Genomic DNA, 26,935 nt, shown 5'->3' with positions numbered 1-26,935 from the left:
CGCGGCGGGCGGAGGGGAACCGGCATCAGGCGGCGGCCAATCAGGCGGCCAATCAGGCGGCCGATAGGGCGCGGTCGAGGTCGGCGATGATGTCCTCGACGCTCTCCAGCCCGATCGACAGGCGCAGCACGTCCGGGCCGGCGCCCGCCTGGGCCTGGCCTTCCGGCGAGAGCTGGCGGTGCGTGGTCGACGAGGGATGGATGATCAGCGACCGGCTGTCGCCGATGTTGGCGAGGTGGCTGAGGAGCTGAACGTTCTCCACCACCTTCACGCCGGTGTCGAAGCCGCCCTTCACGCCGAAGGTCAGCACGGCGCCGGCACCCTTGGGCAGGTACTTCTTGGCCAGAGCGTTGTACTTGGACGATTCCAGCCCGGCGTAGCTGACCCAGCCCACCGCCGGATGGCTTTCCAGGAACTGCGCGACCTTCAGGGCGCTGTCGCTGTGGCGCTGCATGCGCAGCGGCAGCGTCTCGATGCCGTTCAGCGTCAGGAAGGCGTTCAGCGGCGCCTGACTCGGCCCGAGGTCGCGCAGGCCGACGGCGTGGCCGTGGATGGTGAAGGCCAGATGACCGAAGGTCTCCTGGAACTTCAGCCCGTGATAGCCGGCGTCCGGCTCCGACAGGGCGGGGAACTTGCCCGACTTGCCCCAGTCGAAGGTGCCGCTGTCGATGACCACGCCGCCGACCGAGGTGCCGTTGCCCGACAGGAACTTCGTGGTTGAATGCACGACCAGCGTGGCGCCCCACTGGATCGGGTTGATCAGGTACGGCGTCGCCAGCGTGTTGTCGACGATCAGCGGAATGCCGGCCTCGTCGGCGATCTTGGCGATGGCCTCAAGGTCGGTGACCACGCCGCCGGGGTTGGCGAGGCTTTCCACGAAGATGGCCTTGGTCTTCGCGGTGATGGCGGCGCGGACGTTCTCCGGCTGGTCGGTGTCCACGAAGACGGACTTCCAGCCGAAGGCGCGCGGGAAGCTGGTGCCGAGCTGGTTGAGCGTGCCGCCGTAGAGCTTGCGCGAGGCGACGATCTCGTCGCCCGGCTCCATCAGCGGGAACAGGGCGAGCAGCTGCGCGGCGTGGCCGGAGGAGGTGGCCGTGGCCCCGGCGCCGCCTTCCAGGTTGGCGAGCCGCTCCTCCAGCACCGACACCGTCGGGTTGGTCAGGCGGGAGTAGATGAAGCCGACCTTCTGGAGGTTGAACAGCGAGGCCGCGTCGTCCACGTCGTCGAAGACGAAGCTGGTGGTCTGGTAGATCGGCGTCTGGCGCGCCCCGGTGGCGGGGTCGGGGGCGGCGCCGGCGTGGATGGCGCGGGTTTCGAAACCGAAGGACTTCTGCTCGCTCATGATGGCTTCCTCTGCTTTTTACATCAGTTTTTTGAAGGATTTGGCCGGTGCGGCCTTCTTGGACGTCAGAATGTTGGAGTTGACGCCGATGCGCCCGATCTCGTGGAACAGGCGCTGAAGCTCGATCTTGGGACAGCGGTTCATGATGACGGTCAGCCCCGCCGCCTCGGCCCGCGCCGCCGCCTCGTCGTTGCGCACGCCGAGCTGCATCCACACCACCTTGGCGCCGATGGCGATGGCCTCGTCGGTCACGCCCCCGGCGGCGGTGGCGTTGCGGAAGACGTCCACCATGTCCGGCGGCTCCGGCAGGTCGGACAGGCTGGCGTGGACCCTCTCGCCGAGGATGGTCTGGCCGGCCAGCTTCGGGTTGATGGGGATGACGCGGTAGCCCTTGTCGCGCAGGTACTTCAGAACGATGAAGCTGGCCTTCACCGGGTCGTTCGACGCGCCGACCAGGGCGATGGTCTTCACCCGGTCCAGGACCTGGCGGATGAACTCGTCGCTGTAGCCGTCGTGCGAGGGGGCGGGGCCGCTCATTGACCGCACCACACCGGTGGGCGCTTCTGCAGGAAGGCGTCGATGCCCTCCTCGGCGTCGCGGGCCAGCATGTTCTCGGTCATCACGCGGGCGGCGTAGGCGTAGGCCTCCTCCACGCCCAGCTCGATCTGGCGGTAAAAGGCCTCCTTGCCGATGGCGAGGGTCAGCGGCGACTTCGCGGCGATCTTGCCGGCGGCCTCCGCCACCACGGCGTCGAGCCGGTCGGCCGGCACCGCGCGGTTGACGAGGCCGATGCGCTCCGCCTCGTCGGCGCCGATCAGGTCGCCGAGCAGAAGCATTTCCATGGCGGCCTTGCGCCCCACGGCGCGGCTCAGCGCCACCATGGGGGTGGAGCAGAACAGGCCGATGTTCACGCCTGGCGTGGCGAATCGCGCCGTGTCTGCGCAATAGGCGAGGTCGCAGGTGGCGACGAGCTGGCAGCCCGCCGCCGTGGCGATGCCGTGGACCTTGGCGATCACCGGCTGGCGGAGTCGGCTGACCGTCAGCATCAGTTTGGAGCACTGGACGAACAGCGATTCATAGGCCGCGCGGTCCGGGTTGGCGCGCATCTCCTTCAGGTCGTGCCCGGCGCAGAAGGCCGGCCCGGCCCCGGCCAGCACCACGGCGCGGACCGAGGAATCCCGGTGGATGGCGTCCAGCTCCGCCTGCAGCGCGCCCATCAGCCCGACGGACAGGGCGTTGCGCGCCTGCGGGCGGTTCAGCGTCAGGGTCGCAACCCCGTCGCGGTCCTCGCGGAGAACCAGCGGCGTGTCGTCGCCGATGAGGGGCCCGTCGGCGGGTGGGGTGTCGTTCATCGCTGTCCAATCCTCCCGGATGTTTTGATCGTTGGCGGGAACAGTACCCCGACCGTCCCCGCCACGGAACCGGGCGTGTGGTCCGATCATCTAACGACGCCAAGGCGGGCAACTCAACCTATTTGTTGATTTGATTTGTAGATTTAACGTTGTCAGATGTTCTCTGATTGTGTGAAATCCACGGAGCCGCGACACGCTTGGCGGGCCGGGGGATGTCCGCCATGATCGGGTGTCCATAAGAAAAGCCATAGGTGAGGGAATGAGCGCGCCGGTCGTGTCCGCGGAAGAATTGGAAGCCCTGATTCGCGAGGGCGTGCCGCTGGTCGGCAATTACGGGATCACCATTGAGCAGCTCGGCGCCGGGACCGTGCGCATGAAGCTGCCCTACAACGACAGCTTCGTCCGTCCCGGCGGCACGGTGACCGGGCCGGCGATGTTCGGGCTGGCCGACGTGGCGCTCTACGCCGCCGTGCTCAGCCTGATCGGGCGGGTGGAGCTGGCGGTGACCACCAGCATGACCATCAACTTCCTGCGCCGCCCGGCGCCGGTCGCCATCACCGCCGATTGCCGGATCCTGAAGATGGGCAAGCGGCTGGCCTATGGCGAAGTCCTGCTGTTCTCCGAGGGCGATCCGGAGCCCGTCGCCCACGCCACCGGCACCTACTCGATTCCGCCGCACGACCCGGTGACGCTCGCGGTATCAGGATACCACGATCCGGAAATCTCCTGAAAAAATCAATGATATCAATGGCTTTGCTTTCGCGGTAAAATGATACCGTGCGTGTAGAGTGTTGATATGAAACGGATATTTTTCCGTTGACAGGCCCCCCATGCACTGCGTACAAAACCGGCCGCTTCGGCGCCCCGGGGATTGAACGTCCAGTTTCGGTGGCCCGCCGATCCACGTTTAGTCAACGAGTGTGGCGATGAAGACCTTCAATCTGAAGCCGACCGACATCGAGAAGAAGTGGTACGTCGTCGATGCCGACGGCCTCGTTCTCGGCCGGCTTGCCAGCATCCTGGCGAACATCCTGCGCGGCAAGAACAAGCCGACCTTCACCCCGCACATGGATTGCGGCGACCATGTCGTCGTGATCAACGCGGAGAAGGTCAAGCTGACCGGCAACAAGCGCCAGGACGACATCTTCTACTGGCACACCGGTTATCCGGGCGGCATCAAGGGCCGTTCCAAGGGCCAGATCCTGGACGGCAAGTACCCGGAGCGCGTGATCGAGAAGGCCGTGGAGCGCATGGTTCCGCGCGGCCCGCTCGGCCGCAAGGTGATGACCCACCTGAAGGTCTACAAGGGCGCCGCCCACCCGCACGAGGCGCAGCAGCCGGTCGCTCTCGACGTTGCGGCCATGAACCCGAAGAATAAGCGGAGCGCGTAATCCAATGGCTCAGGTTACCACCACCCTTTCCGGCCTGAAGGACATCGCTGCCGCTCCGGCCGCCGCCTCCGCCGAAGTGGTCGCCCCGAAGCTGGACGCCCAGGGCCGCGCCTACGCCACCGGCAAGCGCAAGGACGCCGTCGCCCGCGTGTGGATCAAGCCGGGCTCCGGCAAGATCGTCATCAACGGCCGCGACCAGGAAGTCTACTTCGCCCGCCCCGTGCTGCGCATGATGATCGCCCAGCCGTTCGGCATCACCGACCGCGCCGACCAGTTCGACGTGATGGTCACGGTGGCCGGCGGTGGTCTGTCCGGTCAGGCCGGCGCGGTCCGTCACGGCATCTCCAAGGCGCTGACCTACTTCGAGCCGGCGCTCCGTCCGCCGCTGAAGGCCGCCGGCTTCCTGACCCGCGATGCCCGCGTCGTCGAGCGTAAGAAGTACGGCAAGGCCAAGGCCCGCCGCAGCTTCCAGTTCTCGAAGCGCTAAAGCCTACCGCGGACCCGCGTTACTGCTGTACAAGCGAGGGGCGTCCCGACGGGGCGCCCCTTTCTTGTTTCTGTTTCACTCGTCGTCACCGTTCCGTGCCCATCCCCGTGCGTCAAAAGGAACAGCGTCCATGGCCAACAGCACTTCCCCCATCCGCGTCGGCATTCTCGGTGCGTCCGGTTACACCGGCGCCGAGCTGGTGCGCATGCTTCTCCGCCATCCCGGCGTGGAGATCTGCGCGCTGACGGCCGAGCGACAGGCGGGGAAGCCCATGGCGGAGGTGTTCCCGCATCTGGGCCAGTTCAACCTGCCCGGCCTCGTCAAGATCGAGGAGGTCGCCTGGGACAAGCTGGACGCTGTCTTCTGCGCCCTGCCGCACGGCACCACGCAGGAGGTCATCGCCGGCCTGCCGCGCCACATCAAGGTGGTGGACCTGTCCGCCGACTTCCGCCTGTCCGATCCCGCCGAATACGCCACCTGGTACGGGCATGAGCACCGCGCCGTGGAGCTTCAGAAGGAGGTCGCCTACGGGCTGACCGAGTTCAACCGGCAGGGCGTGCGCAAGGCCCGCGTGATCGCCAACCCCGGCTGCTATCCCACCTGCTCGCTGCTGCCGCTGCTGCCGCTGCTGATGGACGAGATGATCGAGCCGGGCGGCATCGTGATCGACGCCAAGTCGGGCGTCTCCGGCGCCGGGCGCGACGCCAAGCAGCAGAACCTCTTCACCGAAGTGTCGGAGGGCTTCAACGCCTACGGCGTCGGCCACCACCGCCACATGCCGGAGATCGAGCAGGAGCTGCGGCTGGCCGCCGGGCGCCCGGTGACGGTCAGCTTCACCCCGCACCTCGTCCCGATGAACCGCGGCATGATGGCGACGATCTACGTACGCATGGCCGACGGGGTCACCGCCGACGACCTGCGCGCCACACTGACCGCGCGCTACGAGTCGGAGCCCTTCGTGAACGTCACGGCGGCGGGCATCGCCCCGGCAACCCGCCACGTCCGCGCCTCCAACCAGGCGCTGATCGGCGTCTTCCCCGACCGCACCCCGCGCGGCGCCATCATCGTCTCGGTCATCGACAATCTGGTGAAGGGCGCCTCCGGGCAGGCCATCCAGAACATGAACGTCATGTTCGGCCTGGGCGAGACGACTGGCCTCGAACAGGCCCCGCTGTTCCCGTGACCGAAGAGAAACAGCCCGAGGAAAAATTGCCTGCGATGTCCGGCCTCATCTTGCCCTTCCAGGGCACGCATCCGAAGATCGACCCCAGCGTCTACGTGGCGCCGACGGCCTCGGTCATCGGCGACGTGGAGATCGGGCCGGGCAGCAGCGTCTGGTTCGGCTGCACGATCCGTGGTGACGTGAACGAGATCCGAATCGGTGCGCGCACCAACATCCAGGACGGTACCGTGATTCACGTCGCTTCGGCGGGGCAGGGGACCTACATCGGCGACGACGTGTCGATCGGCCACATGGCCCTGTTGCACGCCTGCACGCTGGAGAACGGTTGCTTCATCGGCATGCAGGCTTGCGTCATGGACGGGGCTTACGTCGAGTCGGGTGCCATGGTGGCCGCCGGGGCGCTGGTGACCCCCGGGAAGCGTGTGGCCTCCGGGCAACTTTGGGCCGGAAGTCCCGCAAGACCCGTGCGTGCACTTACGGAAAAGGACACATCTTTCTTCCCGGTAAACATCCGGAACTACGTGCGGCTTGCTCAAATCTACAGAGAAGGCTAATACCTCTTTAGTGCGTCGCAGCACTGTGGCATACTAGCAACAGTGACACCGGCACGAAACGTGTAGGACTTCCGGAGGGTATGTTTGTACGTGGACAAACCCCACATGTTTCGCGTTTTGTCACGTTACATGCACGCGATATGTCCTATCGTTTGTGCGATTCGTCCTCCGCGAACCAAGCGGTAGGGAGTGTGTCTCTAAGGGAGTGGAGAAATGAACAGCTTCTTCCGCGCTACCATGGCCGTCGTGCCGGCCGCCGTCGTCGCTTTCGGCCTGACCGCCGGGGCTCAGGCCCAGAGCGCCGACACCGCCGAGTGGTGCAACCCGGTCATCGGCTGGAACGACACCCCGGTCCGCACGGCGGATGGCGGCTACGCCACCCACCAGGGCAGCTTCAAGTGCCCGCCGGCCGCCGCTCCGGCGGTTGCCCCGGCCCCGGCCGCCCGCGCCCAGACCGAATACCTCGTGTTCTTCGACTGGGATAAGGCCAACGTCACCCCGGCCGCCGATCGCGTGATCGGCGATGCGGCCGCTGCCATTGGCAAGGGCGCCAACGCCCGTGTCCATGTCGTCGGCCACACCGACACCTCGGGTTCGCCGGCCTACAACCAGCGTCTGTCGGTGCGTCGCGCCGAGGCGGTGAAGCAGGCCCTCGTCTCCAAGGGCATCGCCGCCGGCGCCATCACCACCGAGGGCAAGGGCGAGAGCCAGCTCCTGGTGCAGACCGGCCCGAACGTCCGCGAGCCGTCCAACCGTCGTGCGCAGATCCTGCCGCGCGGTGCGAACGCCCCGTCGTCGTAAGGCGCAGGCATCCCTTTCGGGATACGGAACCCCGGACCTCGGTCCGGGGTTTTCGCCGACAAAGGAAAAGGCCCCGGACTTCGGTCCGGGGCCTTTCTCTTTTGGCCGTCCCTTTCGGTCCGGCCATCCGGAGGGCGGGGACCGCCCTCCGGATTCGGGACATCAGACGATGCGCACCTTGGCGTAGGAGCCGGGGGCGTCTTCCAGAACGGGCAGGCCGCCCTTGGCCGGATCGCGCGCCGGGACCTTGCCTTCGGAGAAGGTGGAGACCCAGTTGTTCCACTCCGGCCACCAGGAGCCGGGGGTCTGCTCCGACGACGCCAGCCAGTCGTCGGACGCCTTCGGCAGCTTGGTGTTGGTCCAGTAGCAGTACTTGCCGGCGGCCGGCGGGTTCACCACGCCGGCGATGTGGCCGGAGGCCGCCAGCACGAACTTCACCGGGCCGGAGAAGAGGTGGGCGCCCATGTAGGTGGACTTCCACGGCGCGATGTGGTCCTCGCGGGCCGACAGGAAGAAGGACGGGGTCTTGACGTTGCGCAGGTCGATCGGCACGCCGCCAAGCGACACCCCACCCGGCTTCGCCAGAAGGTTCTTCTGGTACATGTTGCGCAGGTAGAAGCTGTGCATCGCCGCCGGCATGCGGGTCGAATCGCTGTTCCAGTAGAGCAGGTCGAACGGGAAGGGGTCCTTGCCGAGCAGGTAGTTGTTCACCACGAACGACCAGATCAGGTCGTTGGCGCGCAGCATGTTGAAGGTGGTCGCCATCTTCGAGCCGTCCAGGTAGCCCTGCTGGGCCATCTGGCTCTCGATCATGGTGAGCTGCTCCTCGTCGATGAAGACCGATAGCTCGCCGGCTTCCGTGAAGTCCAGCATGGTGGTGAAGAAGGTGGCCGACTTGATGCGGTCATCCTTCTTGGCGGCCATGTAGGACAGGGTGGAGGCCAGCAGCGTGCCGCCCAGGCAATAGCCGATGGCGTTCACGTCCTTCTCGCCGGTCACCTTCTCGATGGCGTCCAGCGCGGCCAGCACGCCTTCGAACATGTAGTCTTCGAAGCCCTTCTGGGCCAGCTTCTCGTCCGGGTTCACCCAGGACAGGACGAAGACGCTGTGGCCCTGGTCGACCGCCCACTTGATGAAGCTGTTCTTCTCGCGCAGATCCAGGATGTAGTACTTGTTGATCCAGGGCGGCACGATCATCAGCGGCCGCTTGTTCACCTCCGGCGTGGTCGGGGTGTACTGGATGAGCTGCATCAGATCGGTCTGGAAGACGACCTTGCCCGGGGTGACGGCGATGTTCTTGCCGACCTGGAAGGCGTCGTAATCGGTCATGGAGATGCGCAGCTCGCCCTTGCCGCGCTCCAGGTCCTTCAGCAGGTGCTCCAGGCCCTTGACGAGGTTCTCGCCGCCCGTCTCGATGGTCGTGCGCAGCACCTCCGGGTTCGTCATGACGAAGTTGGAGGGCGCCATCGCGTCGACGAACTGGCGGGTGTAGAAGTCGACCTTCTTGGCGGTGTGGTCGTCCAGCCCGTCCACCTCGTTGACCGTCGACTGCATCCACCGCGCCGACAGCAGGTAGGACTGCTTGATGAAGTCGAACAGGGTGTTCTCGTCCCAGGCCGAATCCTTGAAGCGGCGGTCGTCCTTGGCCGGGGCGATGACCGGCTGGGACTCCTGACCGAAGAAGCGCTGGGTGGTGCGCTGCCACAGGGTCAGGTAATCCTGCCACAGCGTCATCTGCGCCTTCATCAGCTTGGCCGGGTCGGCCATCATGCGCGTGGTCATCTCCAGGAACGCATGGCCGACGCCCATCGGGTCGGGGTTCTTCGCGCCGACGCCGTCCGAGGCCTGACGGGACAGGAATTCGGTGACCAGCCGCTGGCTCTGCTCGGCGATGCGGGTCATCGCCCGCGACATCTCCACCGGGTCGGGAAGCTTGACGTCAGGGGCCTGGTTTTCGGCCATTGGTGCGGTCCTTCTTCTTTAGGCGAGTTTTAGGCTTCAGGAGGGACGTTGTGCGGTTTATACAGTGCCTGCCGGAAGTCTGTTCGGTCGGAGTGCGTTCCGGTCCTGGCACCCCGGACAGCTTATGCCATGTCCGTTCGAGCCGGGGTCCGTCATACACCTCTCGTATGAAGATTTCATTTCGCCCACCACCGTTCAAGCGGCTGGATGGGTTCGGATGTGGGGTTTGCAGAATGGAAACGGGTATCCGACGCGGCGTGGTGGCGAAGGCGGGCCGGCTGGGGCCGGCGTTGTCCGTCCTGGTTGTTCTGGCTCTGCCGGCCTGCAGCGACCGCGTGCTCGACACCGGGCTGGTCGGCGCCGTGACCGGTCGCGACGTGCCCAGCCAGGAGTCGCCGGTGCGCGGCATGTCCGGCGAGAACCGGGAATACCCCAATCTCGGCACCGTCCCGCCGCGCCCCACCGATCTGCGGACGGAAGCGCAGCGCCAGCAGGACCTGGACCGACTGGCCCAGGACCGCGCGGCCGCCAAGAGCATGCTGCCGACCCCCATGGACGTTCCTCCGCCGCCGGACATCACGCCTGGACAGCCAAGCGCCGGGCCAAGCGCCGGGCCAAGCGTCGGGAAGCCCGTCACCGGAAAGCCCACCCCCTGAAAACCCGATTGAGGGCTGGGGTCTAGCAAAAGACGGGCGCCGCCAGTAATCCGTAAGTATACCTATGCGAAGCGTCCTTCGGCCTCTGGCGGCTTCCCTTTGACGGAAAGGGATGCACCGGTCTTCGTCCGGCCGATGCGCAGTTACGAAGGCGGTGGCGCGGACCACGGAGCACCCATTGCTGCTGCCAATTCGGCAAAACCTACGTCTTGCGGTGGCGGGTCCGCAACAGATTTTCAAACTGCGACTATTTGGCGCGTCCGCTTCGCTTCACGTCGCGCGAACGGGCGCCGCGCGGCCATGGCGCCGTGGCATGACCGCTCTGCGCCGCCCGCGGTTGCTGGAAATTATAAGGCGCCCTTACAATAAGGCATGCTTGATGAATCCCCCTTCGGAATGATCCTGATCGACTGCGCGCGGCTTCTGCGCGCGCGGTTCGACCGTGCCTTGGACGACGCCCGGCTCGGCCTCACGGCGGGGGAAGCGCGGGCTTTGGTTTATGTCTGCCGCCACCCCGGCTCGCGACAGTCGGTGCTGGCGACCCACATGTGGGTGGAGCCGATGACCCTGGTCGGATTCCTCGACCGGCTGGAGGCGCGCGGGCTGGTGGTTCGCGAGCCGGACCCGGCGGACCGCCGCGCCAAGATCGTCCGGCCGACCCCGCAGGCCGAGCCGCTGGCGCTCCAGATCCTGGAGGCCTTCCGCAACGAGCGCGAGTCGGCCATGGCCGACCTTTCGGCGGAGGAGATCGCCCTGCTCAAGGACATGCTGGGCCGCCTGCGCAACCGCATGATCGCCGACGACATGATCGCCGACAACCGCGGCGGGGCCGGCCAATGAGCCGTCCACCCGTGCAGACCGACGCGCCCGCCATGACGGAGACGCGGACGGCCGTCATCGGAACGCTGATCGTCACGCTGGGGCCGCTCAGCCTCGCGCTCTACACGCCGGCCCTGCCGATGCTGGTGGAGGCCTTCCAGACCACGCCGGCGGCGCTGAAGCTGACGCTTTCCGTCTATTTCTTCGGCTTCGCCTTCTCCCAGCTCGCCTGCGGGCCGCTGTCCGACGCCTACGGGCGGCGGCCGGTCGCCCTGGGCTTCTTCGTCACCTATGTGCTGGGCAGCGTGGTGGCGTCGCTGTCGGGCAGCATCGAATGGCTGCTGGTCGGGCGGGCGTTGCAGGGCATCGGGGCGGCGGCGGGCATCGCCATCTCCCGCGCCATCGTGCGCGACCAGTTCACCGGGCAGCGGTCGGCGCGCATCCTCAACCTGATCGGGCTGATGCTGGCCGTGGTGCCGGCGGTGGCGCCGACGCTGGGCGGGGTGATCCTGGGCACGGTGGGCTGGCACGCCATCTTCGTGGTGATGACGCTCTACGGCCTCGCCGTGCTGACCGTTTTCGCGCTGGGCACGGCGGAGACCAATCGGACGCGCGACCGTTCGGCGGCGCGGCCCGGCCCGGTGATCCGCAACTACCGCACCCTGCTGACCGACCGGCGCTTCATGCGGGCGGGGCTGGTGCTCGGCACGACGCTGGGCGGCCTCTACACCATGGCGGCGCTGCTGCCCTTCGTGATGATCGAGCGGGTGGGGCTGAGCCCGACCGTCTTCGGCTTCGCCATGCTGTTGCAGACCGGCTCCTACACGCTGGGGGCGACCCTGGCCGGGCGGCTGCTGCGCCGGGTGGACGCGATGCGGCTGATCCCCTACGGGCTGGCCTGCGTGGCGGTGGGCGGACTCGGCTACGCCCTGGCGCCGCTGACCGGCGAGCCGACCGTGGCGAGCGTGATGGGGCCGACCGCGATCTGGGCCTTTGGCATCGCCCTGGTCATGCCCGGAGCGACCAGCGACGCCCTGGCCGGCTTCCCCCGCATGGCCGGGGCGGCGTCGGCGCTGATCGGTTTCATGCAGATCGGCGGCGGGCTGGCCGGCACGGCGGTGGCCGCCCTGTTCGCCGATCCCTACACGGCGACCACGGCCATCATGCCGGGCCTCGCCGCGCTGTCGCTGCTGTCCTACGCGCTGCTGCGCGTGCCGGCACCCCGGCGCGGCCACCCGGCCAAGCCGGCCCGCCCGGAGGATCTGGAGGTCGCCGTGGACCCCGCCGCCCTGGTCGGCGCCGGCGGGGAGGAGATCGAGGAGGCGCTGCACCAGCGCGCAACGCGGCGGCGGGCCGAGCTTAAGCCCGGCCCGCGTACCCGAGACGGTCAATCAATCCCGAAATCGAAGTAGCTGTCGCCGTTGACCTGCGCAAAGGCGGTTCCGCGGACCTGGGAGCTGTAGAAAATCAAGGCATATTCGCCGGCCTTGAGGGGGGTGTTCACGGTTGCGGCGTAGAGCGTGTAGTTCTTCGGTGCCTTCGACTGATCGGGCAACAGGGCGACGGTGGTCGGAACAACGCGATCCTTGTTCACCCCTGTCGAATAGCTCATGTAGCCGCCGCCGACGATGACCTCGCGCGTTCCATTGTCCCGCGTGGCGAAGTCCGCAAGCGTGAAGTAGCTTTCGGGTTGGGCGTTGCTGGGGACGGCGAACAGAAACACGGGCTGCCGTCCGGCGAGCCGCAGCGTGGCGCGTGTGCCGCGCAGGACAGCGTACTGTCCCACCCCACCAAACCCCAGGGCGCGGACGGCGGTGCGCATTTGTGGCGTCAGGTACCGCATGGACCGCTGCTGCCCGTTGTCGAACAACACGACCTCTTCGGGGTTGAAGGGGCCCTTGACCTTGATTTCCGCAAAATTGATTTTCGCCGGTTCCGCAGCGACAGGCCCGTCAAGCGTGGTCGTCGGCCGCTTCTCATTGCAGCCGGCAAGGCTCAGGGCCAGCACGCCGGCCAATACGGAAGCCTGAAGAACTCTCCTGAACATAGCAAAATCCTCTCGTCGTTCCCACGCAGCGGGGCGCTTATGGTCGCGTAACGATTATCAGGGGTGGAAATCGTCTCGAACGATCCATCCTGGAGGAATTCCCATCGAAAAACCAAGGCTTTTCGGCGACGCGGCCCCGTCCTGGGGTGGGCATGGTCATGCGCGAGGGATCGGGGATCGCGGAATGGGCGCCAGTTCGCCAATCATCGGGCGACGCGAATTTTACCTCGCTTCTGCGGATGCGGGGCGGTAGATAAGTGGTCCCGGTCCGCAAATATGGGTTCGTGGCGCGGCCGGACAGGCTTCGGAGCGTCCATGAGCGATTCAGAATTCCACCGGATCAAGCGGCTTCCGCCCTACGTCTTCGCCGAAGTGAACGCCATGAAGGCGCGAGCCCGAGCTGCCGGCGAGGACATCATCGACCTCGGCATGGGCAACCCGGACCAGCCGACGCCCCAGCATATCGTCGATAAGCTGATCGAGGCCGTGCGCGATCCCAAGACGCACCGCTACTCGAACTCCCGCGGCATCCCCGGCCTGCGCAAGGCGCACGCGGCCTATTACAAGCGCCGCTTCAACGTGGACGTCGATCCGGAGTCGGAGTGCATCGTCACCATCGGGTCGAAGGAAGGCTTGGCCAACCTCGCCCAGGCGATCACCAGCCCCGGCGACATCATCCTGGTGCCGAACCCCAGCTACCCGATCCATCCCTTCGGCTTCATCCTGGCCGGCGCCTCGGTGCGTCATCTGCCGGTGGGGCAGGCCAACGGCACCTCCACCGACATCGACAGCTTCATGGTCATGCTGGAGCGCGCCGTGCGCCACAGCGTGCCGAAGCCGCTGGCGCTGGTGCTGAACTACCCGTCCAACCCGACGGCGGAGGTGGTGGGGCTCGACTTCTACCGCCCGATCGTCGAGTTCTGCCGCAAGCACGGCATCTACATCCTGTCGGATCTGGCCTACGCCGAGGTCTTCTTCGACGGCGACCCGCCCCCCTCGATCCTGGAGATCCCGGAGGCGCGCGAGATCGCGGTCGAGTTCACCTCGATGTCGAAGACCTATTCGATGGCCGGCTGGCGCATCGGCTTCGCCACCGGCAACAAGACGCTCATCACCGCGCTGGCCCGCATCAAGTCGTACCTGGATTACGGCGCCTTCACGCCGATCCAGGTTGCCGCGACCGCCGCGCTGAACGGCCCGCAGGACTGCGTGGAGCAGGTGCGCACCATGTACCGCCAGCGCCGCGACGTGATGATCGAGGGTCTGGCCTCGGCCGGCTGGACGGTGCCGAGCCCGTCGGCCTCGATGTTCGCCTGGGCGCCGATCCCCGAGCCCTTCGCCCATCTCGGCTCGCTGGAGTTCTCCAAGCTGCTGCTGCAGGAGGCCAAGGTCGCCGTGGCGCCGGGCATCGGCTTCGGCGAGTACGGCGACGGCCATGTCCGTCTGGCGCTGGTGGAGAACGTCCACCGCATCCGTCAGGCGACCCGCAACATCAAGGAGTTCTTCCGCTCCAACGCCGCCGGCGCGGCGGCGAGCAAGGACCCGGCGGCGCGCGCCGCCCTCCTCGATCCGGAGAAAGCGAAAGTCTGATGTCCGACTCCCACAAAACAGGCCCCCTGAAAATCGCCGTCGCGGGCCTGGGCACGGTCGGCGCGGGCGTTCTGAAGCTTCTGGAGCGGCAGGCCGATCTGATCGAGCAGCGCTGCGGCCGCCGCATCGAGGTGGTGGCGGTCAGCGCCCGCTCGCGCGGCAAGGACCGTGGCATCGACCTGTCGACGGTCGAATGGTACGACGATCCGGTGGCGCTCGCCGCCCATCCCGGCGTGGATGTGGTGGTCGAACTGATCGGCGGATCCGAGGGGCCGGCGAAGGAGACCGTCGAGCTGGCGCTGGAGCGGGGGCGCCATGTCGTCACCGCCAACAAGGCGCTGCTCGCCCATCACGGCACCGCGCTCGCGGCCAAGGCGGAGGCCGCCGGCCTCGCCATCGGCTTCGAGGCGGCGGTGGCCGGCGGCATCCCGATCATCAAGGGGCTGCGCGAGGGGCTGGCGGGCAACCGGGTGTCGGAGGTGCACGGCATCCTCAACGGCACTTGCAACTACATCCTGACCGAGATGCGCACCACCGGCCGCGACTTCGCGGACGTGCTGGCCGACGCGCAGAAGCTGGGCTACGCGGAAGCCGACCCGAGCTTCGACATCGACGGCGTGGACGCGGCGCACAAGCTGGCGATCCTGACCTCGGTGGCCTTCGGCACGCCGGTGGACTTCAAGAGCGTCCATGTCGAGGGCATCCGCCACGTCTCGGCGGTGGACTTCGACTACGCCGACGCGCTCGGCTACCGGATCAAGCTGCTGGGCATCGCCCGGCGCACCGACCACGGGATCGAGCAGCGCGTGCACCCCTGCATGGTGCCGAAGGCGGCGCCCATCGCGGCGGTGGACGGCGTGTTCAACGCCGTGATCGCCCAGGGCGACTTCGTGGACCGCGTGCTGTTCGTCGGCCGCGGCGCCGGCGAGGGGCCGACGGCCTCGGCCGTGGTCGCCGACCTGATCGACATCGCCCGCGGGCGCTCCACCCCCACCTTCGGCGTGCCGGCGGCCCAGCTTTCCGAGGCGCAGCCGTCGCCGATGGAGGCCCGCCGGGGGTCGTACTACGTACGCCTGATGGTCGTGGACCGTCCCGGCGTGATAGCGGATGTTGCGGCGGCGATGCGCGACCAGAACGTCTCCATGGAGCAGTTCCTGCAGCGCGGGCGCGCCCCCGGCGAAGCGGTGCCGGTGGTCCTGACCACCCATGACACCGAAGAGGCGGCCATGCAGCGCGCGCTTGCCACCATCGCCGACAAGGAGTCGGTGGTCGAGCCGCCGCGCATGATCCGCATCGAACAGTTTTGACCGAACCATAGAAGAACCGAGCATCGATTCGGGGGAGAACACCATGTCCGTTCATGTCGACCTGTCCGGTATGGACCGGAACCTGGCTCTGGAAGCCGTCCGCGTCACCGAGGCCGCCGCGCTGTCCGCGTCGCTGCTGATGGGCCGCGGTGACGAGAAGCTTGCCGACCAGGCCGCGGTCGACGCCATGCGCCAGGCGCTCAACACCCTCTACATCGACGGCACCGTCGTCATCGGCGAGGGCGAGCGCGACGAGGCGCCCATGCTCTACATCGGCGAGAAGGTCGGCGCCGGCATCGGCCGCGGGCCGAAGGTCGACATCGCGCTCGACCCGCTGGAAGGCACCACCATCTGCGCCACCGGCGGCCCGAACTCGCTGGCCGTCATCGCCATGGCGGACGAGGGCGGCTTCCTGAACGCGCCCGACGTCTACATGGACAAGATCGCCGTCGGCTCCGGCCTGCCGGAAGGCGTGGTCGATCTCGACGAGACGCCGGCCAACAACCTCAAGGCGCTGGCCAAGGCCAAGGGCACTGAGGTGCAGGAGCTGCTGGTCTGCATCCTGAACCGTCCGCGCCACGCCGAGCTGATCGCTCGCGTCCGTGAAGCCGGCGCGCGCATCATGCTGATCAACGACGGCGACGTGTCGGGCGTGATCGCCACCAGCCAGGCCGGCACCGGCGTGGACATGTATGTCGGCTCCGGCGGCGCGCCGGAAGGCGTGCTGGCCGCGGCTGCGCTGCGCTGCATCGGCGGCCAGTTCCAGGGCCGTCTGCTGTTCCGCAACGACGACGAGAAGGCCCGCGCCGCCCGCTGGGGCGTCAAGGACCTGAACAAGAAGTACAGCCTGACCGAGCTGGCCAGCGGCAACGTCATGTTCGCCGCGACCGGCGTGACCGACGGCGCCATGCTGCGCGGCGTCCGCCGTTTCCCCGGCGGCGCGACCACCCACTCGGTGATCATGCGCTCCAAGTCGGGCACCGTGCGCTACGTCGAGGCGCACCACAACCTGCAGCGCAAGCCGGCCATGGCCTGAGGCCAAGGCCGCAAGAAAAAGGGGCGCGCGGCCATTCACCGCGCGCCCCTTTCTTTTTGAGGATTTCTCCTTCTTCGGAGATTACAGGGCTTTCCGCCGCCGTCCCTCGGCGTCGGCGGCCTTCATAGCGGCCAGGACGCGCTGCGGGGTGATCTCGTGCGGCTCGTTGTGGATGGTCTCGCCCTCCGCGCAGGCCCGTTCCGCCGCCAGCAGGAGCCGCTCGTCCGACACATCGCCAAGGCCGATCTCGGCCAGGGTCGTCGGCAATCCCACCGCCTTGCAGAAGCCGTAGACCTCGTTCAGCACCGCCGGCGGCCGGTCGGTCAGGATCAGCAGCGTCAGCGTGCCGAAGGCGACCTTCTCGCCGTGCCAGTAATGGTGCGTTTCCTCCAGCGCGGTCAGGCCGTTGTGGACGGCGTGGGCCGCCGCCAGCCCGCCGCTCTCGAAGCCGAGCCCGCTCAGCAGCGTGTTGGCCTCGACGATGCGTTCCAGCGCCGGAGTGACCACGCCCTGCTCGCAGGCGGACTTGGCGAGCACGCCGTATTCCAGCAGCGTGTCGTAGCACAGCCGGGCCAGAGCGAAGGCGGTCATCGGGCCGACCCGTCCGGTCATGTTGCCGCCGCGCTTGATGCGGCAGTCCTCCGCCTCGAACCAGGTGGACAGGGCGTCGCCCATGCCGGAGACGAGGAAGCGCACCGGGGCGCCCGCGACCACGCCGGTGTCGACCAGCACGAGGTCCGGGTTGCGCGGCAGCACGAGGTAGCGTTTGAACGCCCCCTCCGGCGTGTAGATCACCGACAGGGCGCTGCATGGCGCGTCGGTGGAGGCCAGCGTCGGGACGATGGCGGTGCGCGCGTCCAGCGCGTGGGCGACCGCCTTGGCGGTGTCGAGCGCCTTGCCGCCACCGATGCCGGCCACGACGTCGGCGCCCATGGCGCGGGCGAGCGCGGTCAGCCGATCGATCTCCTCGTCGGAGCATTCGCCCCGGAATTCCTGGATGTTCAGGTCGACGCGCCCGGCGGCGGCGTCAATCAGCCGGCCCTTCAGCGTCTTCAGGACGAAGCTGTCGGTGACGGCCAGAACCGTCTTGCCCAGCCGGGCCAGATCCTCTCCCAGGCTGTCGAGGGCGCCGTTGCCCTGGACGTAGCGGGCCGGAAAGATCGCCGTGGTGATCATGGTTCCCTCCTCCGCGTGGTGATGGCGGCAGTGGAGCAGGACGCCTCTCCACCCGCAATGACCTGCCTCAAGTTGCGCTGCGGCAAGGGCGCCTGCCACCTTTGCGTACAAGCGCAGCGGCGACAGGTCCACCGGGAGAGCCCCATCCGCTGGCCCGGCTGTCCCCCATCTGCTATGGCTTCGGCCTTTCCGATCCGTGGCATTCTGGGCAGCATGACCGACACCGTCCCCCCCTTCCTGAACGTCGCCCATTCCCTGTCCGGCAAGCGCTGGCAGGCGCGGCCCTACGATGAGCGGCTGGCCTGGGGGCTGGCGCAGGGGCGGGGACTGCCGGAGATCGTCGGGCGGGTGCTCGCCGCCCGCGGGGTCACGGAGGAAGCGTGCGACGGCTTCCTGAACCCGACGCTGAAGGCGCTGCTTCCCGACCCCTCCCGCTTCAGGGATATGGACGCCGCGGCGGAGCGCATCGCCCGCGCGATCATGGACGGCGAGCCGGTGGCCGTCTTCGGCGACTACGACGTGGACGGCGCCACCTCCTCCGCTCTGATGCGACGCTTCTTCCGGGCGGTGGGGGCCGACCTGCGCATCTACGTGCCCGACCGCATGAAGGAGGGCTACGGCCCCAACGGCCCGGCGCTGCTGCGGCTGAAGGCTGAGGGCGTGCGGCTGGTGGTGACGGTGGATTGCGGAATCTCCGCCTTCGCGGCGCTGGAGGCGGCGGCGGAGGCCGGGCTGGACGTCGTGGTCCTTGACCATCACGCGGCGGAACCGCGCCTGCCGCCGGCCGTCGCCCTGGTCAACCCGAACCGGCTGGACGAGGACGGCGCCTACCGCACGCTGTGCGCGGCGGGGGTGACCTTCCTCGCCGTGGTGGCGGTGAACCGGGCGCTGCGCGGCGCCGGATTCTACGCGGGCCGCAACGAGCCGAACCTGATGGAGTGGCTCGACCTCGTGGCGCTGGGCACGGTGTGCGACGTGGTGCCCCTGACCGGGCTGAACCGGGCGCTGGTGGCGCAGGGGCTGAAGGTGATGGCGCGGCGCGCCAACCCCGGCCTGTCAGCCCTGTCCGACGTCGCCGGGGTCAAGGAGAAGCCGGACGCCTACCACGCTGGCTTCGTGCTCGGCCCGCGGGTCAACGCGGGCGGGCGGGTCGGCGCGTCGGACCTCGGGGCGCGGCTGCTCTCCACCGACGATCCCATGGAGGCGATGGAGCTGGCCCAGAAGCTGGAGGCCCACAACGCCGAGCGACGCGCGGTGGAGCAGGGCGTGCTGGCCGACGCCATGGCCCGGCTGGAGGAGCATGCCGACGAGTTGGCCGAGTTGGTCTTCGTGGCGGGGGAGGGCTGGCACCCCGGCGTGATCGGCATCGTCGCCAGCCGCCTGAAGGAGCGCTACAGTCGCCCCGCCTGCGTCATCGCGCTGGAGGAGGGGGCGGACGGCACGGTGATCGGCAAGGCCTCGGGCCGTTCGGTGCGTGGGGTCGATCTCGGGGCGGCGGTGATCGCGGCGCGGCAGGAAGGGCTGCTGATGGCCGGCGGCGGGCACCGCATGGCGGCCGGCTTCACCGTGGCCGGGAACAAGCTGGCCGACCTGCAGGCCTTCCTGACCGGCCGCGTCGCCGAACAGGTGGCTGCGGCCCCGCTGGTGCCGACTCTGGAGCTGGACGGCGCGCTGTCCGTGGGGGCGGCGAACACGTCCCTGGTGGACCGCCTGAACCAGCTCGGCCCCTTCGGCACCGGCAACGCGGAGCCGCGCTTCGCCGTCACCGACGCCCGTGTGGTGCGGGCCGACGTGGTCGGGGCGAATCACGTCCGCTGCATTCTCCAGGGCGGCGACGGCGCCCGGCTGAAGGCCATCGCCTTCCGCGCGCTGGAGAGCGAAATGGGAAAAGCCCTGCTGATGGGCCGCGGATCGCCCTTCCACATCGCCGGTGTCCTGCGCATCGACCGCTGGAACGGGGCGGAGGGAGTCCAGCTCCTGATCGACGACGCTGCACCCTCCCAAACCATGTGAATGCAAACAAATTCGTGGCGAAGAGGGTGCATGGGGGGCATACGCGAACGGGGTAGAAAGGAGTTGGAAAAAACGCTTGCGCTCGGCCCGTCATCCCATTAGTAATCCCGCCACGCCAACGACGTCCCCATCGTCTAGAGGCCTAGGACACCGCCCTTTCACGGCGGCGACAGGGGTTCGAATCCCCTTGGGGACGCCACCTTCTCACAGGTTGGCACCGGTTTCGAAAGCTCAGCCCTTGGCTGAGCTTTTGTCGTTTCGGGCGACATTTGTCCGGCACCTTTGCCGGTCCGGCAAGCGACCTGTTTGCCGCGCCGCTTGCGTCGGCTTCTCCCGCCCGCCGAAATAGCGCCAAGGGGCGGTTTCCAGGGGGACCTCCGTGGACTAACGTTCCTCACGCCCTTCAAAGAGGCCACGGGTACGGGAGACATCCATGACCATTCCGACGACACGCCTTCCTTCGGGAACCGCCGTTCCGGTGCTCGGCCAAGGCACCTGGTACATGGGCGAGGACAGCCGCGACCGCGCGCGGGAGGCGGCGGCGCTGCGGGTCGGCCTCGACCTCGGCATGACGCTGATCGATACGGCGGAGATGTACGCCGACGGCGGGGCGGAGGAGGTGGTCGGCGAGGCCATCGCCGGGCGCCGCGACGAGGTGTTCCTGGTCAGCAAGGTGCTGCCGATGAACGCCAGCCGCCGCGGCACCGTTGCGGCCTGCGAGCGCAGCCTGAAGCGCCTGCGCACCGACCGCATCGACCTCTATCTGCTGCACTGGCGCGGCAGCCACGACTTCTCCGAGACGATCGCGGCCTTCGACGCGCTGATGCGCGACGGCAAGATCGGCCGATGGGGCGTCAGCAACCTGGATCTCCAGGACATGGAGGAACTGGTCGGCACGCCGGGCGGGGAGGGGGTGCAGACCAACCAGCTCCTCTACAACCTGACCCGCCGCGGCATCGAGTACGACCTGCAGCCCTGGTGCCGGGGGCGGGGCATCCCGATCATGGCCTATTCGCCCATCGAGCAGGGCCGGATGCTGCGCCACCCGGAGCTTCGCCGCGTCGCCGACCGGCATGGCGTGACGCCGGCCCAGGTCGGGCTGGCTTGGCTGCTCCGCCAGGACGGGGTGATCGCCATCCCCAAGGCGTCAGACCCCGCCCATGTCCGCGACAACCGGGCCGCCGCCGACCTGCGGCTCGACGAACAGGACCTCGCGGACCTCGACCGCGCCTTTCCGCCGCCGCGCGGACCGCGCCCGTTGGAGATGCTGTAACGGAGCTTCGTCAGCGCGGCGAAGCGCCGCGCTTGCGGTGGCGGACTCGATTTCCCTGGCCGAACGGCCTATTTATGCTGCATTGCGGAATCAGGCGTGCCTGGTTCCGTCTGTGGCTCATCCGGGAATCGAAGCATGCTCGCCATCGTTCTTCTGTCCATGCTGCTGTCGGGCTTCGCCATCGTCGTGGCGCGGATCCTGACCGCCGAGGTCGCCACCGCCGGTATGCCGGTCCGCGATCCCTGGTCGCCCCGGCATCTCCGCCGGGTGAAGAAGGCGCGCAAGGCGCAGGAGGAGATCGAGGGCGGCCCGTCCTGGGCGTCCTTCCCGCGCGGGCTCTGACCTTTTCCCAAAAACCTTTCCCCACAAGCAAATCGGGCCGGGAAATCTCCCGGCCCGATCGCGTTCGGGTGCTGATGGTGCGTCCGGTGCCTTACTGGGCCGGCTCCGCCGCCAGCTTCGAGGCCGGGAGGCTCTCGTTGATCTGGCGGGCGCGCATCGGCTTCAGGACGAAGATGGCCAGCAGGGCGGCGATGCCGTTCACCGCGGCGGCGAAGAAGAACACCGCCTGCCAGCTGCCGGTCGAGGCGACCGCCACGTTGGCGAAGGGAACGACCAGCGACGCGGTGCCCTTGGCGGTGTACAGCAGGCCGGCGTTGGTGGTGGCGAACTTCGAGCCGAAGGAGTCGCCGCACAGCGCCGGGAACAGGCTGTAGATCTCACCCCAGGCGAAGAACACCAGACCCGTCAGGATCACGAAGGCGACGGGGTTGTGGCCCCACTGGTTCAGCGCCAGGATGCCGACGCACTCCAGGGCGAAGGCGATGAACATCGTGTTCTCGCGGCCGATGTGGTCGGACACCCAGCCGAAAAACGGGCGGGTGACGCCGTTCAGCACGCGGTCGATCGACAGGGCGAAGGTCAGCGCCGGCAGGGTCAGGCCCATGATGCTGACGGGGACGCCGTCCAGGTGGAAGTCCTTGGCGATCGGGCCGAGCTGGGCAGTCGCCATCAGGCCGCCCGCCGCCACCATCACGAACATGGCGTACATGACCCAGAAGACCGGGGTCTTCAGCATCTGGACCGGGGTGTAGCTCTCGCGGGTCTGCGACACCGACGAGCGGGAAACCTCCGGAACCTGACCCTTCTTCGGCGACGCCAGGAACCACGCCAGCGCGAGGATCACCGCGCCCTGGCCGATGCCGAAGGTCATGAAGGTGGCTTCATAGCCCGAGGAGTGGATCATGTTGGCGATGGGAACGACCGTGAGGGCCGAGCCGGCGCCGAACCCGGCGGCGGTCAGGCCGGCGGCGAGGCCGCGGCGGTCGGGGAACCACTTCAGCGCGTTGCCCACGCAGGTGCCATAGACGCCGCCGGCGCCGATGCCGCCCAGCGCCGCGCCCAGATAGAGCATGGCGAGCGAGTCGGCCACCGAGTTGACCGCCCAGGCCGCGGCGCAGAACACGCCGCCGATGAGGACGACGATGCGCGGGCCGAACTTGTCGACGAACCAGCCTTCGACGGGAACCAGCCAGGTTTCCATGACGACGAAGATGGTGAAGGCCACCTGGATGGCCGCACGGCCCCAGCCATGCTTCTGGTCGATGGGCTCGACGAACAGAGTCCAGCCATACTGCAGGTTCGCGATCATCGACATGCAGATGACGCCGATGACGAGCTGGAACCAGCGGCCACCGAGGGGCCCCTTCGGGGCCTCCGTGAGGGCTTGGTGCATTTCTCTCCTCCTAGAAGCGATCTCTTTGCGAAGCGGTCTTTTGCTTTTTTGAGTCGGGTTGTTTTTGTTTTTTGACCGGAGGTGTCCCCGTGGTGTGCCGGGTCGTCTCCATCGCCTTGGCCTGACCGTGGAACCGGCCGCTTGGTGTGGGCGGCTTGAGCTCACGGGATGAGCGTTTTTGGCATTAGAGATATGGTATGCCAGATACAGTTTCCGGCGCAAGCTGTTTGTCAGCGTAACAAACAGACCTGGCTCTAGCGGGATGGCCTACCACCTTCGAACGCGTTGATGGCCCTTGTTTGATTGGGGATTCTGTCGTTCGGACGGCGGTGGTGCTGACGGTTTGCCAGCAAAGCGATTTGGCCCATTCTGGTATCTGGTATACATATAAGGCAAGAGCGGGTGTCGACTCGGGGTGGCATGCGCTTCCGCACCGTCGCGCGGTCGACCCGCTTCACATCATCGGTACAGGGGAGGAGAGGACTCGATGACCACCGCCATTTTCACCCATCCGGACTTTCTGGCGCATGACACCGGCCCGGGACATCCGGAGCGTCCCGAGCGAATCGCCGTGGTGTGGGAGGTTCTGGACCGCGACGAGTTCCGCGCTCTGCCCCGCTTCGAGGCCCCTGAGGCGGAGGTCGAGCAACTGCGCTGGGTGCATGACCCGGCCTATGTGGCCGCCGTGCTGAACGCGGTCCCGGACAGCGGCCATGCCCGGCTGGACGCCGACACCGTGCTGTCCCCCACCTCGCGCTCGGCGATCCTGCGGGCCGCCGGAGCGGTGTGCGCGGCGGTGGACGCGGTGCTGGACGGGACGGCGAAGAACGCCTTCTGCGCCGTCCGCCCCTGCGGCCATCACGCCGAGCCGGCGCGCGCCATGGGCTTCTGCGTCTTCAACAACGTGGCGGTCGGTGCCGAGCACGCCCGCAAGCGGCGCGGCCTGACCCGCGTGGCCGTGGTCGATTACGACGTGCACCACGGCAACGGCACCCAGGCGATGTTCTGGGACGACGCCGACCTGTTCTTCGCCTCGACCCACCAGTCGCCGCTCTATCCCGGCACCGGCTCGATGAGCGAGACCGGAGTCGCCGACAACATCGTCAACGCACCGCTGCCGCCCCACTCCGGGACGGTGGAGTTCCGCCAGGCCATGGAGCGTCGCATCCTCCCCGCGCTGGAGGAGTTCCAGCCGGAGCTGATCCTGATCTCCGCCGGATTCGACGCCCACGCCCGCGACCCGCTGGCGTCGCTGAACTTCACCGGCCCGGATTTCGAATGGGCGACGCGCAAGCTGGTCGAGGCGGCGGACCGGCTGTGCGACGGCCGCGTCGTGACGGTGCTGGAGGGCGGCTACGACATGGTGGGGCTCGCGGAGGGGTGCGCCGCCCATCTCCAGGCTCTGGTGCGCGCCTGACCAAGGCTCGGACGGCAATTCCCAGGCAATTTCGAGGGGCTTTGCGCAGCTGCGTCATAACGTCGGTTGCTTCCTGCACGGATTATCTGGTATACCAAATACCAGAGAGACGAACAGAGTCCCTCGAACACCAAAAAAACGGGAGTTACGCACGATGGACCAGCGGATCGCCGAACAGAACGCCGCTCAGAACGCTTCGGGCCAGCCCACCATCGAGATCACCCTGGCGAAGACCGACGCCGACATCGCCGACAGCTACGCGGTGGTGAAGGAACTGCGCACCCACATGACCGACGCCGACGCCTACGCCGCCCAGATCCGCCGCCAGATGGAGGACGGCTACACCATGGCGCTCCTGCGCATCGACGGCGAGGTGGCCGGCTGCGGTGGCTTCCGCGTTCACGAGACGCTGTCGCGCGGTCGCTATATGTATGTTGAGGATCTCGTCACCTCGCCGAAGCATCGCTCCTTTGGCCTGGGTGACAAGCTGTTCGACTGGCTGGCCGGTCAGGCCCGCGAAAAGGGCTGCGCCCAGATGGAAATCATCTCTGGCGTCCAGCGCGGCGACGCGCATCGCTTCTATCACCGCAAGCGCATGACGGTTAAGGCCTTCCAGCTCGTCCTGCCACTCACCTGATCCCACGCACCGGATGGACCCGCGAACCGGGCGTCCGGACGGGCCGGGCGTCCGGTTTTCCATGCGCGAATTTTCGTCGGAAAACCCAGGATTCTCGCCCGATTCCGGATCATGCCCCTCCCTCGACAGGGTCTATTTTGCCAGTTGACATCTGGTATCTGGTATACCAAACTCCGTATTTGTTCGGTGTGCTGATTGATTGGGGTTACTGCAAAGGCTGCGCGGCGCGCGGCCGATAATTGGGGGAGAGGAAACGGGTTATGAAGATCTGCATCTTTGGGTCCGGGGCCATCGGCGGGTATCTGGGTGTGCGTCTCCACCAGGCCGGCGCGGATGTCAGCCTCGTGGCGCGCGGCGCCCATCTCACGGCCATGCGTGAGAACGGCGTGAAGCTGATCGTCGGAGAGGAAGAAACGGTCGTCCACCCCCGCTGCACCGACAACGCGGCGGAACTCGGCCCGCAGGACTACGTCATCATCGGTCTCAAGGCCCACTCCGTTCCCAGCGTCGTCAACGCCATTCAGCCGCTGCTCGGCAAGGACACCGCCGTGGTCACCGCGGTCAACGGCATCCCCTACTGGTACTTCTACAAGAACGGCGGCGAGTTCGAAGGCCGCGTGCTCGACACCGTCGATCCCGGCGGCATCCAGTGGAACGGCCTGAGCCCGGAGCGCGCCATCGGCTGCGTCGTCTACCCCGCGACCGAAGTCGTCGAACCCGGCGTCATTCAGCACATCTACGGTGACAAGTTCTCGCTGGGAGAGCCGGACGGCAGCCAGTCCGACCGCGTGAAGAAGCTCAGCGCGGCGATGGAAGCCGGCGGCCTGCGCGCCCCGGTACTCGACCGCATCCGCGACGAGATCTGGCTGAAGCTGTGGGGCAACCTCTGCTTCAACCCGATCAGCGCGCTCACCCACGCCACGCTGGACGTCATCTGCTCCGATCCGGAGACCCGCGCCGTCGCCAAGTCGATGATGCTGGAGGCCAAGGAGATCGGCGATCGTCTGGGCGTGCATTTCCGGGTGGATGTCGAACGCCGCATCAACGGCGCCGGCGCCGTTGGCGCGCACAAGACCTCCATGCTCCAGGATCTGGAGCGTGGTCGTCCGATGGAGATCGATGCCCTGCTGTCGGTGGTCCAGGAGATGGGCCGCATGGTCGGCGTGGCGACCCCGACCATCGACGTGGTCCTCGCGCTGGTCCGCCAGCGCGGCGAGATCGCCGACTGCTACACCCGCCCGCAGCGGGCGTCGTCCGAGGCCGCACCCGCGGTCGCCGCCCAGTAGGGCGGACACCGTCCGGCCCCGCACACAGAAACCAACGCCCCCAACGACGCAGAGAAGCAACGCCGAGGGGCCGGACCATCGCTTCACAGGAGGAGCGTCATGAGGGTTGAAGACATTCTCCGCCGGAAGGGGACGCGCATCGGCACGGTGCGCATCAACGAGACCGTGGAAACGGCGTTGCGTCTTCTGAAGGCGGAAAACACCGGCGCGCTGGTGGTCAAGGACGTCTGCCGGACCGAGGGCAACACCGTCGTCGGGGTAATCTCCGAACGCGACATCGTGCGCAGCCTGACCGACCGCGGGCCGGGCATCCTGTCCCTGCCGGTCACGGCGGTGATGAGCCATCATCCCGTTTGCTGCGCGCCGGGCGATTCCGTCCGTCACGTGCTCCAGCTGATGGACGAGCACACCATCCGCCACATTCCCGTTCTGGACGGCGCCTCGCTGGTCGGCGTGGTCAGCGTGCGCGATCTCATCAAGGCGCAGCTCGACGCCGCCCCGCCGGACGCCGAGATCGTCAGCTATCCCGTCGCCGCGGCCCAGTGACGGCGGCCCAGTGACGGACGACGTGCCCTGGGCCGTCGTGTCCGGGGCAGCCTTCCCATGACGGCGGCGGTGCTCCGGAGGCGGTCACCCGCATCCATCCCGGGTGACCGCTCCGCCGCCCTGCGGGACTGACGCCGGACCACGCCCCGTCGCGGGCCGGCACCGACATCATTCGAGAATTTGACCGGCGGGCCGCCCGCCGAGGCCGCCCGCCGTCGAGGCCGGAGCGCTGACGCCTCGTCCTGCCGATTGCTTTGGGAGGCAATCAACAACCATGAAAATCGCCATACCCAGGGAGCGGCGCGCGGGCGAGAATCGCGTCGCG

At 67.6% G+C, this 26,935-nt stretch carries 26 protein-coding genes and 1 tRNA gene; 20 read left to right on the top strand and 7 right to left on the bottom strand.

All coding sequences use genetic code 11. The features are described 5' to 3' along the window. Positions 1–52: 52 nt before the first annotated feature. Genes DXK32_RS18965 through DXK32_RS18955 form a run of 3 tightly spaced genes read right to left on the bottom strand, consistent with a single transcriptional unit; the run spans position 53 to position 2,694 of the window. Complete coding sequence (locus DXK32_RS18965; protein ID WP_038528179.1) at positions 53–1,342, bottom strand: O-acetylhomoserine aminocarboxypropyltransferase; 1,290 nt, start codon at positions 1,340–1,342, stop codon at positions 53–55. Positions 1,343–1,360: 18 nt separating this feature from the next. After that, positions 1,361–1,879, bottom strand: coding sequence for a CoA-binding protein (locus tag DXK32_RS18960; protein WP_114859946.1), 519 nt, complete (start codon positions 1,877–1,879; stop codon positions 1,361–1,363). Beyond that, positions 1,876–2,694, bottom strand: coding sequence for an enoyl-CoA hydratase (locus DXK32_RS18955; RefSeq protein ID WP_114859945.1), 819 nt, complete (start codon positions 2,692–2,694; stop codon positions 1,876–1,878). The genes DXK32_RS18960 and DXK32_RS18955 overlap by 4 nt, the downstream gene beginning before the upstream one ends. Positions 2,695–2,953: 259 nt before the next feature. Here DXK32_RS18955 and DXK32_RS18950 point away from each other — a divergent pair, with 259 nt between their 5' ends. The 6 genes from DXK32_RS18950 (at position 2,954) to DXK32_RS18925 (ending at position 7,110) form a co-directional block, all read left to right on the top strand. Next, positions 2,954–3,424 carry a PaaI family thioesterase gene (locus DXK32_RS18950; protein ID WP_114859944.1) on the top strand — a complete coding sequence of 157 codons (471 nt, stop codon included), beginning with the start codon at positions 2,954–2,956 and terminating at the stop codon, positions 3,422–3,424. Positions 3,425–3,620: 196 nt separating this feature from the next. Continuing rightward, positions 3,621–4,085: a 50S ribosomal protein L13 gene (rplM, locus tag DXK32_RS18945; protein WP_014240247.1), complete on the top strand. Its 465-nt coding sequence runs from the start codon at positions 3,621–3,623 to the stop codon at positions 4,083–4,085. A gap of 4 nt (positions 4,086–4,089) precedes the next feature. Further along, the gene (gene rpsI, locus DXK32_RS18940) at positions 4,090–4,572 is read left to right on the top strand and encodes a 30S ribosomal protein S9 (protein WP_014240248.1); all 483 of its coding nucleotides are present in this window, start codon (positions 4,090–4,092) and stop codon (positions 4,570–4,572) included. Between the two features lie 130 nt (positions 4,573–4,702). After that, positions 4,703–5,755 carry an N-acetyl-gamma-glutamyl-phosphate reductase gene (gene argC, locus DXK32_RS18935; RefSeq protein WP_114859943.1) on the top strand — a complete coding sequence of 351 codons (1,053 nt, stop codon included), beginning with the start codon at positions 4,703–4,705 and terminating at the stop codon, positions 5,753–5,755. A gap of 35 nt (positions 5,756–5,790) precedes the next feature. Next, a complete protein-coding gene (locus tag DXK32_RS18930) occupies positions 5,791–6,309 on the top strand; it encodes a gamma carbonic anhydrase family protein (protein ID WP_114859942.1) in 519 nt (172 codons plus the stop codon). Between the two features lie 213 nt (positions 6,310–6,522). After that, positions 6,523–7,110, top strand: a complete 588-nt coding sequence (locus DXK32_RS18925) for an OmpA family protein (protein ID WP_014240251.1) — start codon at positions 6,523–6,525, stop codon at positions 7,108–7,110. 162 nt (positions 7,111–7,272) lie between these two features. Here the strand turns inward: DXK32_RS18925 and DXK32_RS18920 are convergent, their stop codons facing one another. Beyond that, positions 7,273–9,072 carry a PHA/PHB synthase family protein gene (locus tag DXK32_RS18920; protein ID WP_114859941.1) on the bottom strand — a complete coding sequence of 600 codons (1,800 nt, stop codon included), beginning with the start codon at positions 9,070–9,072 and terminating at the stop codon, positions 7,273–7,275. Between the two features lie 233 nt (positions 9,073–9,305). Here DXK32_RS18920 and DXK32_RS18915 point away from each other — a divergent pair, with 233 nt between their 5' ends. From DXK32_RS18915 to DXK32_RS18905, 3 genes are all read left to right on the top strand, one after another. Then, positions 9,306–9,728, top strand: coding sequence for a hypothetical protein (locus tag DXK32_RS18915; RefSeq protein ID WP_114859940.1), 423 nt, complete (start codon positions 9,306–9,308; stop codon positions 9,726–9,728). A 372-nt stretch (positions 9,729–10,100) separates the two neighbouring features. Next, positions 10,101–10,568, top strand: coding sequence for a MarR family winged helix-turn-helix transcriptional regulator (locus DXK32_RS18910; protein ID WP_247877232.1), 468 nt, complete (start codon positions 10,101–10,103; stop codon positions 10,566–10,568). Continuing rightward, a complete protein-coding gene (locus tag DXK32_RS18905) occupies positions 10,565–11,959 on the top strand; it encodes a multidrug effflux MFS transporter (RefSeq protein ID WP_247877231.1) in 1,395 nt (464 codons plus the stop codon). The genes DXK32_RS18910 and DXK32_RS18905 overlap by 4 nt, the downstream gene beginning before the upstream one ends. Here DXK32_RS18905 and DXK32_RS18900 read toward each other — a convergent pair. Further along, entirely contained in the window at positions 11,935–12,594 is a 660-nt protein-coding gene (locus DXK32_RS18900; RefSeq protein WP_162801248.1) for a hypothetical protein, read from the bottom strand. The two genes, DXK32_RS18905 and DXK32_RS18900, sit on opposite strands and share 25 nt — an antisense overlap. Positions 12,595–12,909: 315 nt before the next feature. Here DXK32_RS18900 and DXK32_RS18895 point away from each other — a divergent pair, with 315 nt between their 5' ends. The 3 genes from DXK32_RS18895 to glpX are packed head-to-tail and all read left to right on the top strand — an operon-like array spanning position 12,910 to position 16,527. Continuing rightward, positions 12,910–14,184, top strand: a complete 1,275-nt coding sequence (locus tag DXK32_RS18895) for an LL-diaminopimelate aminotransferase (RefSeq protein WP_114859938.1) — start codon at positions 12,910–12,912, stop codon at positions 14,182–14,184. Next, entirely contained in the window at positions 14,184–15,491 is a 1,308-nt protein-coding gene (locus tag DXK32_RS18890) for a homoserine dehydrogenase (protein WP_114859937.1), read from the top strand. Before DXK32_RS18895 ends, DXK32_RS18890 begins: the two co-directional genes overlap by 1 nt. Positions 15,492–15,534: 43 nt before the next feature. Further along, entirely contained in the window at positions 15,535–16,527 is a 993-nt protein-coding gene (gene glpX / locus DXK32_RS18885; protein ID WP_174437339.1) for a class II fructose-bisphosphatase, read from the top strand. 81 nt (positions 16,528–16,608) lie between these two features. Here glpX and DXK32_RS18880 read toward each other — a convergent pair whose 3' ends face one another. Beyond that, complete coding sequence (locus DXK32_RS18880) at positions 16,609–17,703, bottom strand: glycerol dehydrogenase (protein WP_114859936.1); 1,095 nt, start codon at positions 17,701–17,703, stop codon at positions 16,609–16,611. Positions 17,704–17,916: 213 nt separating this feature from the next. On the opposite strand from DXK32_RS18880, the gene recJ reads away from it, so the two are divergent. From recJ to DXK32_RS18860, 4 genes are all read left to right on the top strand, one after another. Next, positions 17,917–19,716 carry a single-stranded-DNA-specific exonuclease RecJ gene (gene recJ / locus DXK32_RS18875; protein ID WP_114859972.1) on the top strand — a complete coding sequence of 600 codons (1,800 nt, stop codon included), beginning with the start codon at positions 17,917–17,919 and terminating at the stop codon, positions 19,714–19,716. Between the two features lie 123 nt (positions 19,717–19,839). After that, positions 19,840–19,915, top strand: a tRNA-Glu gene (locus DXK32_RS18870). A 234-nt stretch (positions 19,916–20,149) separates the two neighbouring features. Further along, positions 20,150–20,989, top strand: coding sequence for an aldo/keto reductase (locus DXK32_RS18865; RefSeq protein ID WP_114859935.1), 840 nt, complete (start codon positions 20,150–20,152; stop codon positions 20,987–20,989). Positions 20,990–21,124: 135 nt separating this feature from the next. Further along, complete coding sequence (locus DXK32_RS18860; RefSeq protein WP_114859934.1) at positions 21,125–21,331, top strand: hypothetical protein; 207 nt, start codon at positions 21,125–21,127, stop codon at positions 21,329–21,331. Positions 21,332–21,422: 91 nt separating this feature from the next. Here the strand turns inward: DXK32_RS18860 and oxlT are convergent, their stop codons facing one another. Then, complete coding sequence (gene oxlT, locus DXK32_RS18855) at positions 21,423–22,724, bottom strand: oxalate/formate MFS antiporter (RefSeq protein ID WP_114859933.1); 1,302 nt, start codon at positions 22,722–22,724, stop codon at positions 21,423–21,425. A 487-nt stretch (positions 22,725–23,211) separates the two neighbouring features. On the opposite strand from oxlT, the gene DXK32_RS18850 reads away from it, so the two are divergent. The 4 genes from DXK32_RS18850 (at position 23,212) to DXK32_RS18835 (ending at position 26,610) form a co-directional block, all read left to right on the top strand. Beyond that, a complete protein-coding gene (locus tag DXK32_RS18850) occupies positions 23,212–24,141 on the top strand; it encodes a histone deacetylase family protein (RefSeq protein ID WP_114859932.1) in 930 nt (309 codons plus the stop codon). A 154-nt stretch (positions 24,142–24,295) separates the two neighbouring features. Then, a complete protein-coding gene (locus DXK32_RS18845; protein WP_114859931.1) occupies positions 24,296–24,778 on the top strand; it encodes a GNAT family N-acetyltransferase in 483 nt (160 codons plus the stop codon). Between the two features lie 260 nt (positions 24,779–25,038). After that, positions 25,039–26,064: a 2-dehydropantoate 2-reductase gene (locus tag DXK32_RS18840; RefSeq protein ID WP_014240275.1), complete on the top strand. Its 1,026-nt coding sequence runs from the start codon at positions 25,039–25,041 to the stop codon at positions 26,062–26,064. 99 nt (positions 26,065–26,163) lie between these two features. Beyond that, positions 26,164–26,610: a CBS domain-containing protein gene (locus tag DXK32_RS18835; RefSeq protein WP_114859930.1), complete on the top strand. Its 447-nt coding sequence runs from the start codon at positions 26,164–26,166 to the stop codon at positions 26,608–26,610. The last annotated feature ends 325 nt before the right edge of the window (positions 26,611–26,935 follow it).

It is taken from the genome of Azospirillum brasilense (assembly GCF_003349955.1).
Taxonomy (GTDB): Bacteria; Pseudomonadota; Alphaproteobacteria; order Azospirillales; family Azospirillaceae; genus Azospirillum; species Azospirillum brasilense_B.
Note: the sequence above shows the minus strand (reverse complement) of the source record. Positions and strands in the feature narration are given on the sequence as shown.

Bases quoted from the DNA above. Each gene is read 5' to 3' on its own strand.
- DXK32_RS18965 (WP_038528179.1), bottom strand. From the start codon at position 1,342: ATGAGCGAGCAGAAGTCCTTCGGTTTCGAAACCCGCGCCATCCACGCC.
- DXK32_RS18960 (WP_114859946.1), bottom strand. From the start codon at position 1,879: ATGAGCGGCCCCGCCCCCTCGCACGACGGCTACAGCGACGAGTTCATC.
- DXK32_RS18955 (WP_114859945.1), bottom strand. From the start codon at position 2,694: ATGAACGACACCCCACCCGCCGACGGGCCCCTCATCGGCGACGACACG.
- DXK32_RS18950 (WP_114859944.1), top strand. From the start codon at position 2,954: ATGAGCGCGCCGGTCGTGTCCGCGGAAGAATTGGAAGCCCTGATTCGC.
- rplM (WP_014240247.1), top strand. From the start codon at position 3,621: ATGAAGACCTTCAATCTGAAGCCGACCGACATCGAGAAGAAGTGGTAC.
- rpsI (WP_014240248.1), top strand. From the start codon at position 4,090: ATGGCTCAGGTTACCACCACCCTTTCCGGCCTGAAGGACATCGCTGCC.
- argC (WP_114859943.1), top strand. From the start codon at position 4,703: ATGGCCAACAGCACTTCCCCCATCCGCGTCGGCATTCTCGGTGCGTCC.
- DXK32_RS18930 (WP_114859942.1), top strand. From the start codon at position 5,791: ATGTCCGGCCTCATCTTGCCCTTCCAGGGCACGCATCCGAAGATCGAC.
- DXK32_RS18925 (WP_014240251.1), top strand. From the start codon at position 6,523: ATGAACAGCTTCTTCCGCGCTACCATGGCCGTCGTGCCGGCCGCCGTC.
- DXK32_RS18920 (WP_114859941.1), bottom strand. From the start codon at position 9,072: ATGGCCGAAAACCAGGCCCCTGACGTCAAGCTTCCCGACCCGGTGGAG.
- DXK32_RS18915 (WP_114859940.1), top strand. From the start codon at position 9,306: ATGGAAACGGGTATCCGACGCGGCGTGGTGGCGAAGGCGGGCCGGCTG.
- DXK32_RS18910 (WP_247877232.1), top strand. From the start codon at position 10,101: ATGCTTGATGAATCCCCCTTCGGAATGATCCTGATCGACTGCGCGCGG.
- DXK32_RS18905 (WP_247877231.1), top strand. From the start codon at position 10,565: ATGAGCCGTCCACCCGTGCAGACCGACGCGCCCGCCATGACGGAGACG.
- DXK32_RS18900 (WP_162801248.1), bottom strand. From the start codon at position 12,594: ATGTTCAGGAGAGTTCTTCAGGCTTCCGTATTGGCCGGCGTGCTGGCC.
- DXK32_RS18895 (WP_114859938.1), top strand. From the start codon at position 12,910: ATGAGCGATTCAGAATTCCACCGGATCAAGCGGCTTCCGCCCTACGTC.
- DXK32_RS18890 (WP_114859937.1), top strand. From the start codon at position 14,184: ATGTCCGACTCCCACAAAACAGGCCCCCTGAAAATCGCCGTCGCGGGC.
- glpX (WP_174437339.1), top strand. From the start codon at position 15,535: ATGTCCGTTCATGTCGACCTGTCCGGTATGGACCGGAACCTGGCTCTG.
- DXK32_RS18880 (WP_114859936.1), bottom strand. From the start codon at position 17,703: ATGATCACCACGGCGATCTTTCCGGCCCGCTACGTCCAGGGCAACGGC.
- recJ (WP_114859972.1), top strand. From the start codon at position 17,917: ATGACCGACACCGTCCCCCCCTTCCTGAACGTCGCCCATTCCCTGTCC.
- DXK32_RS18865 (WP_114859935.1), top strand. From the start codon at position 20,150: ATGACCATTCCGACGACACGCCTTCCTTCGGGAACCGCCGTTCCGGTG.
- DXK32_RS18860 (WP_114859934.1), top strand. From the start codon at position 21,125: ATGCTCGCCATCGTTCTTCTGTCCATGCTGCTGTCGGGCTTCGCCATC.
- oxlT (WP_114859933.1), bottom strand. From the start codon at position 22,724: ATGCACCAAGCCCTCACGGAGGCCCCGAAGGGGCCCCTCGGTGGCCGC.
- DXK32_RS18850 (WP_114859932.1), top strand. From the start codon at position 23,212: ATGACCACCGCCATTTTCACCCATCCGGACTTTCTGGCGCATGACACC.
- DXK32_RS18845 (WP_114859931.1), top strand. From the start codon at position 24,296: ATGGACCAGCGGATCGCCGAACAGAACGCCGCTCAGAACGCTTCGGGC.
- DXK32_RS18840 (WP_014240275.1), top strand. From the start codon at position 25,039: ATGAAGATCTGCATCTTTGGGTCCGGGGCCATCGGCGGGTATCTGGGT.
- DXK32_RS18835 (WP_114859930.1), top strand. From the start codon at position 26,164: ATGAGGGTTGAAGACATTCTCCGCCGGAAGGGGACGCGCATCGGCACG.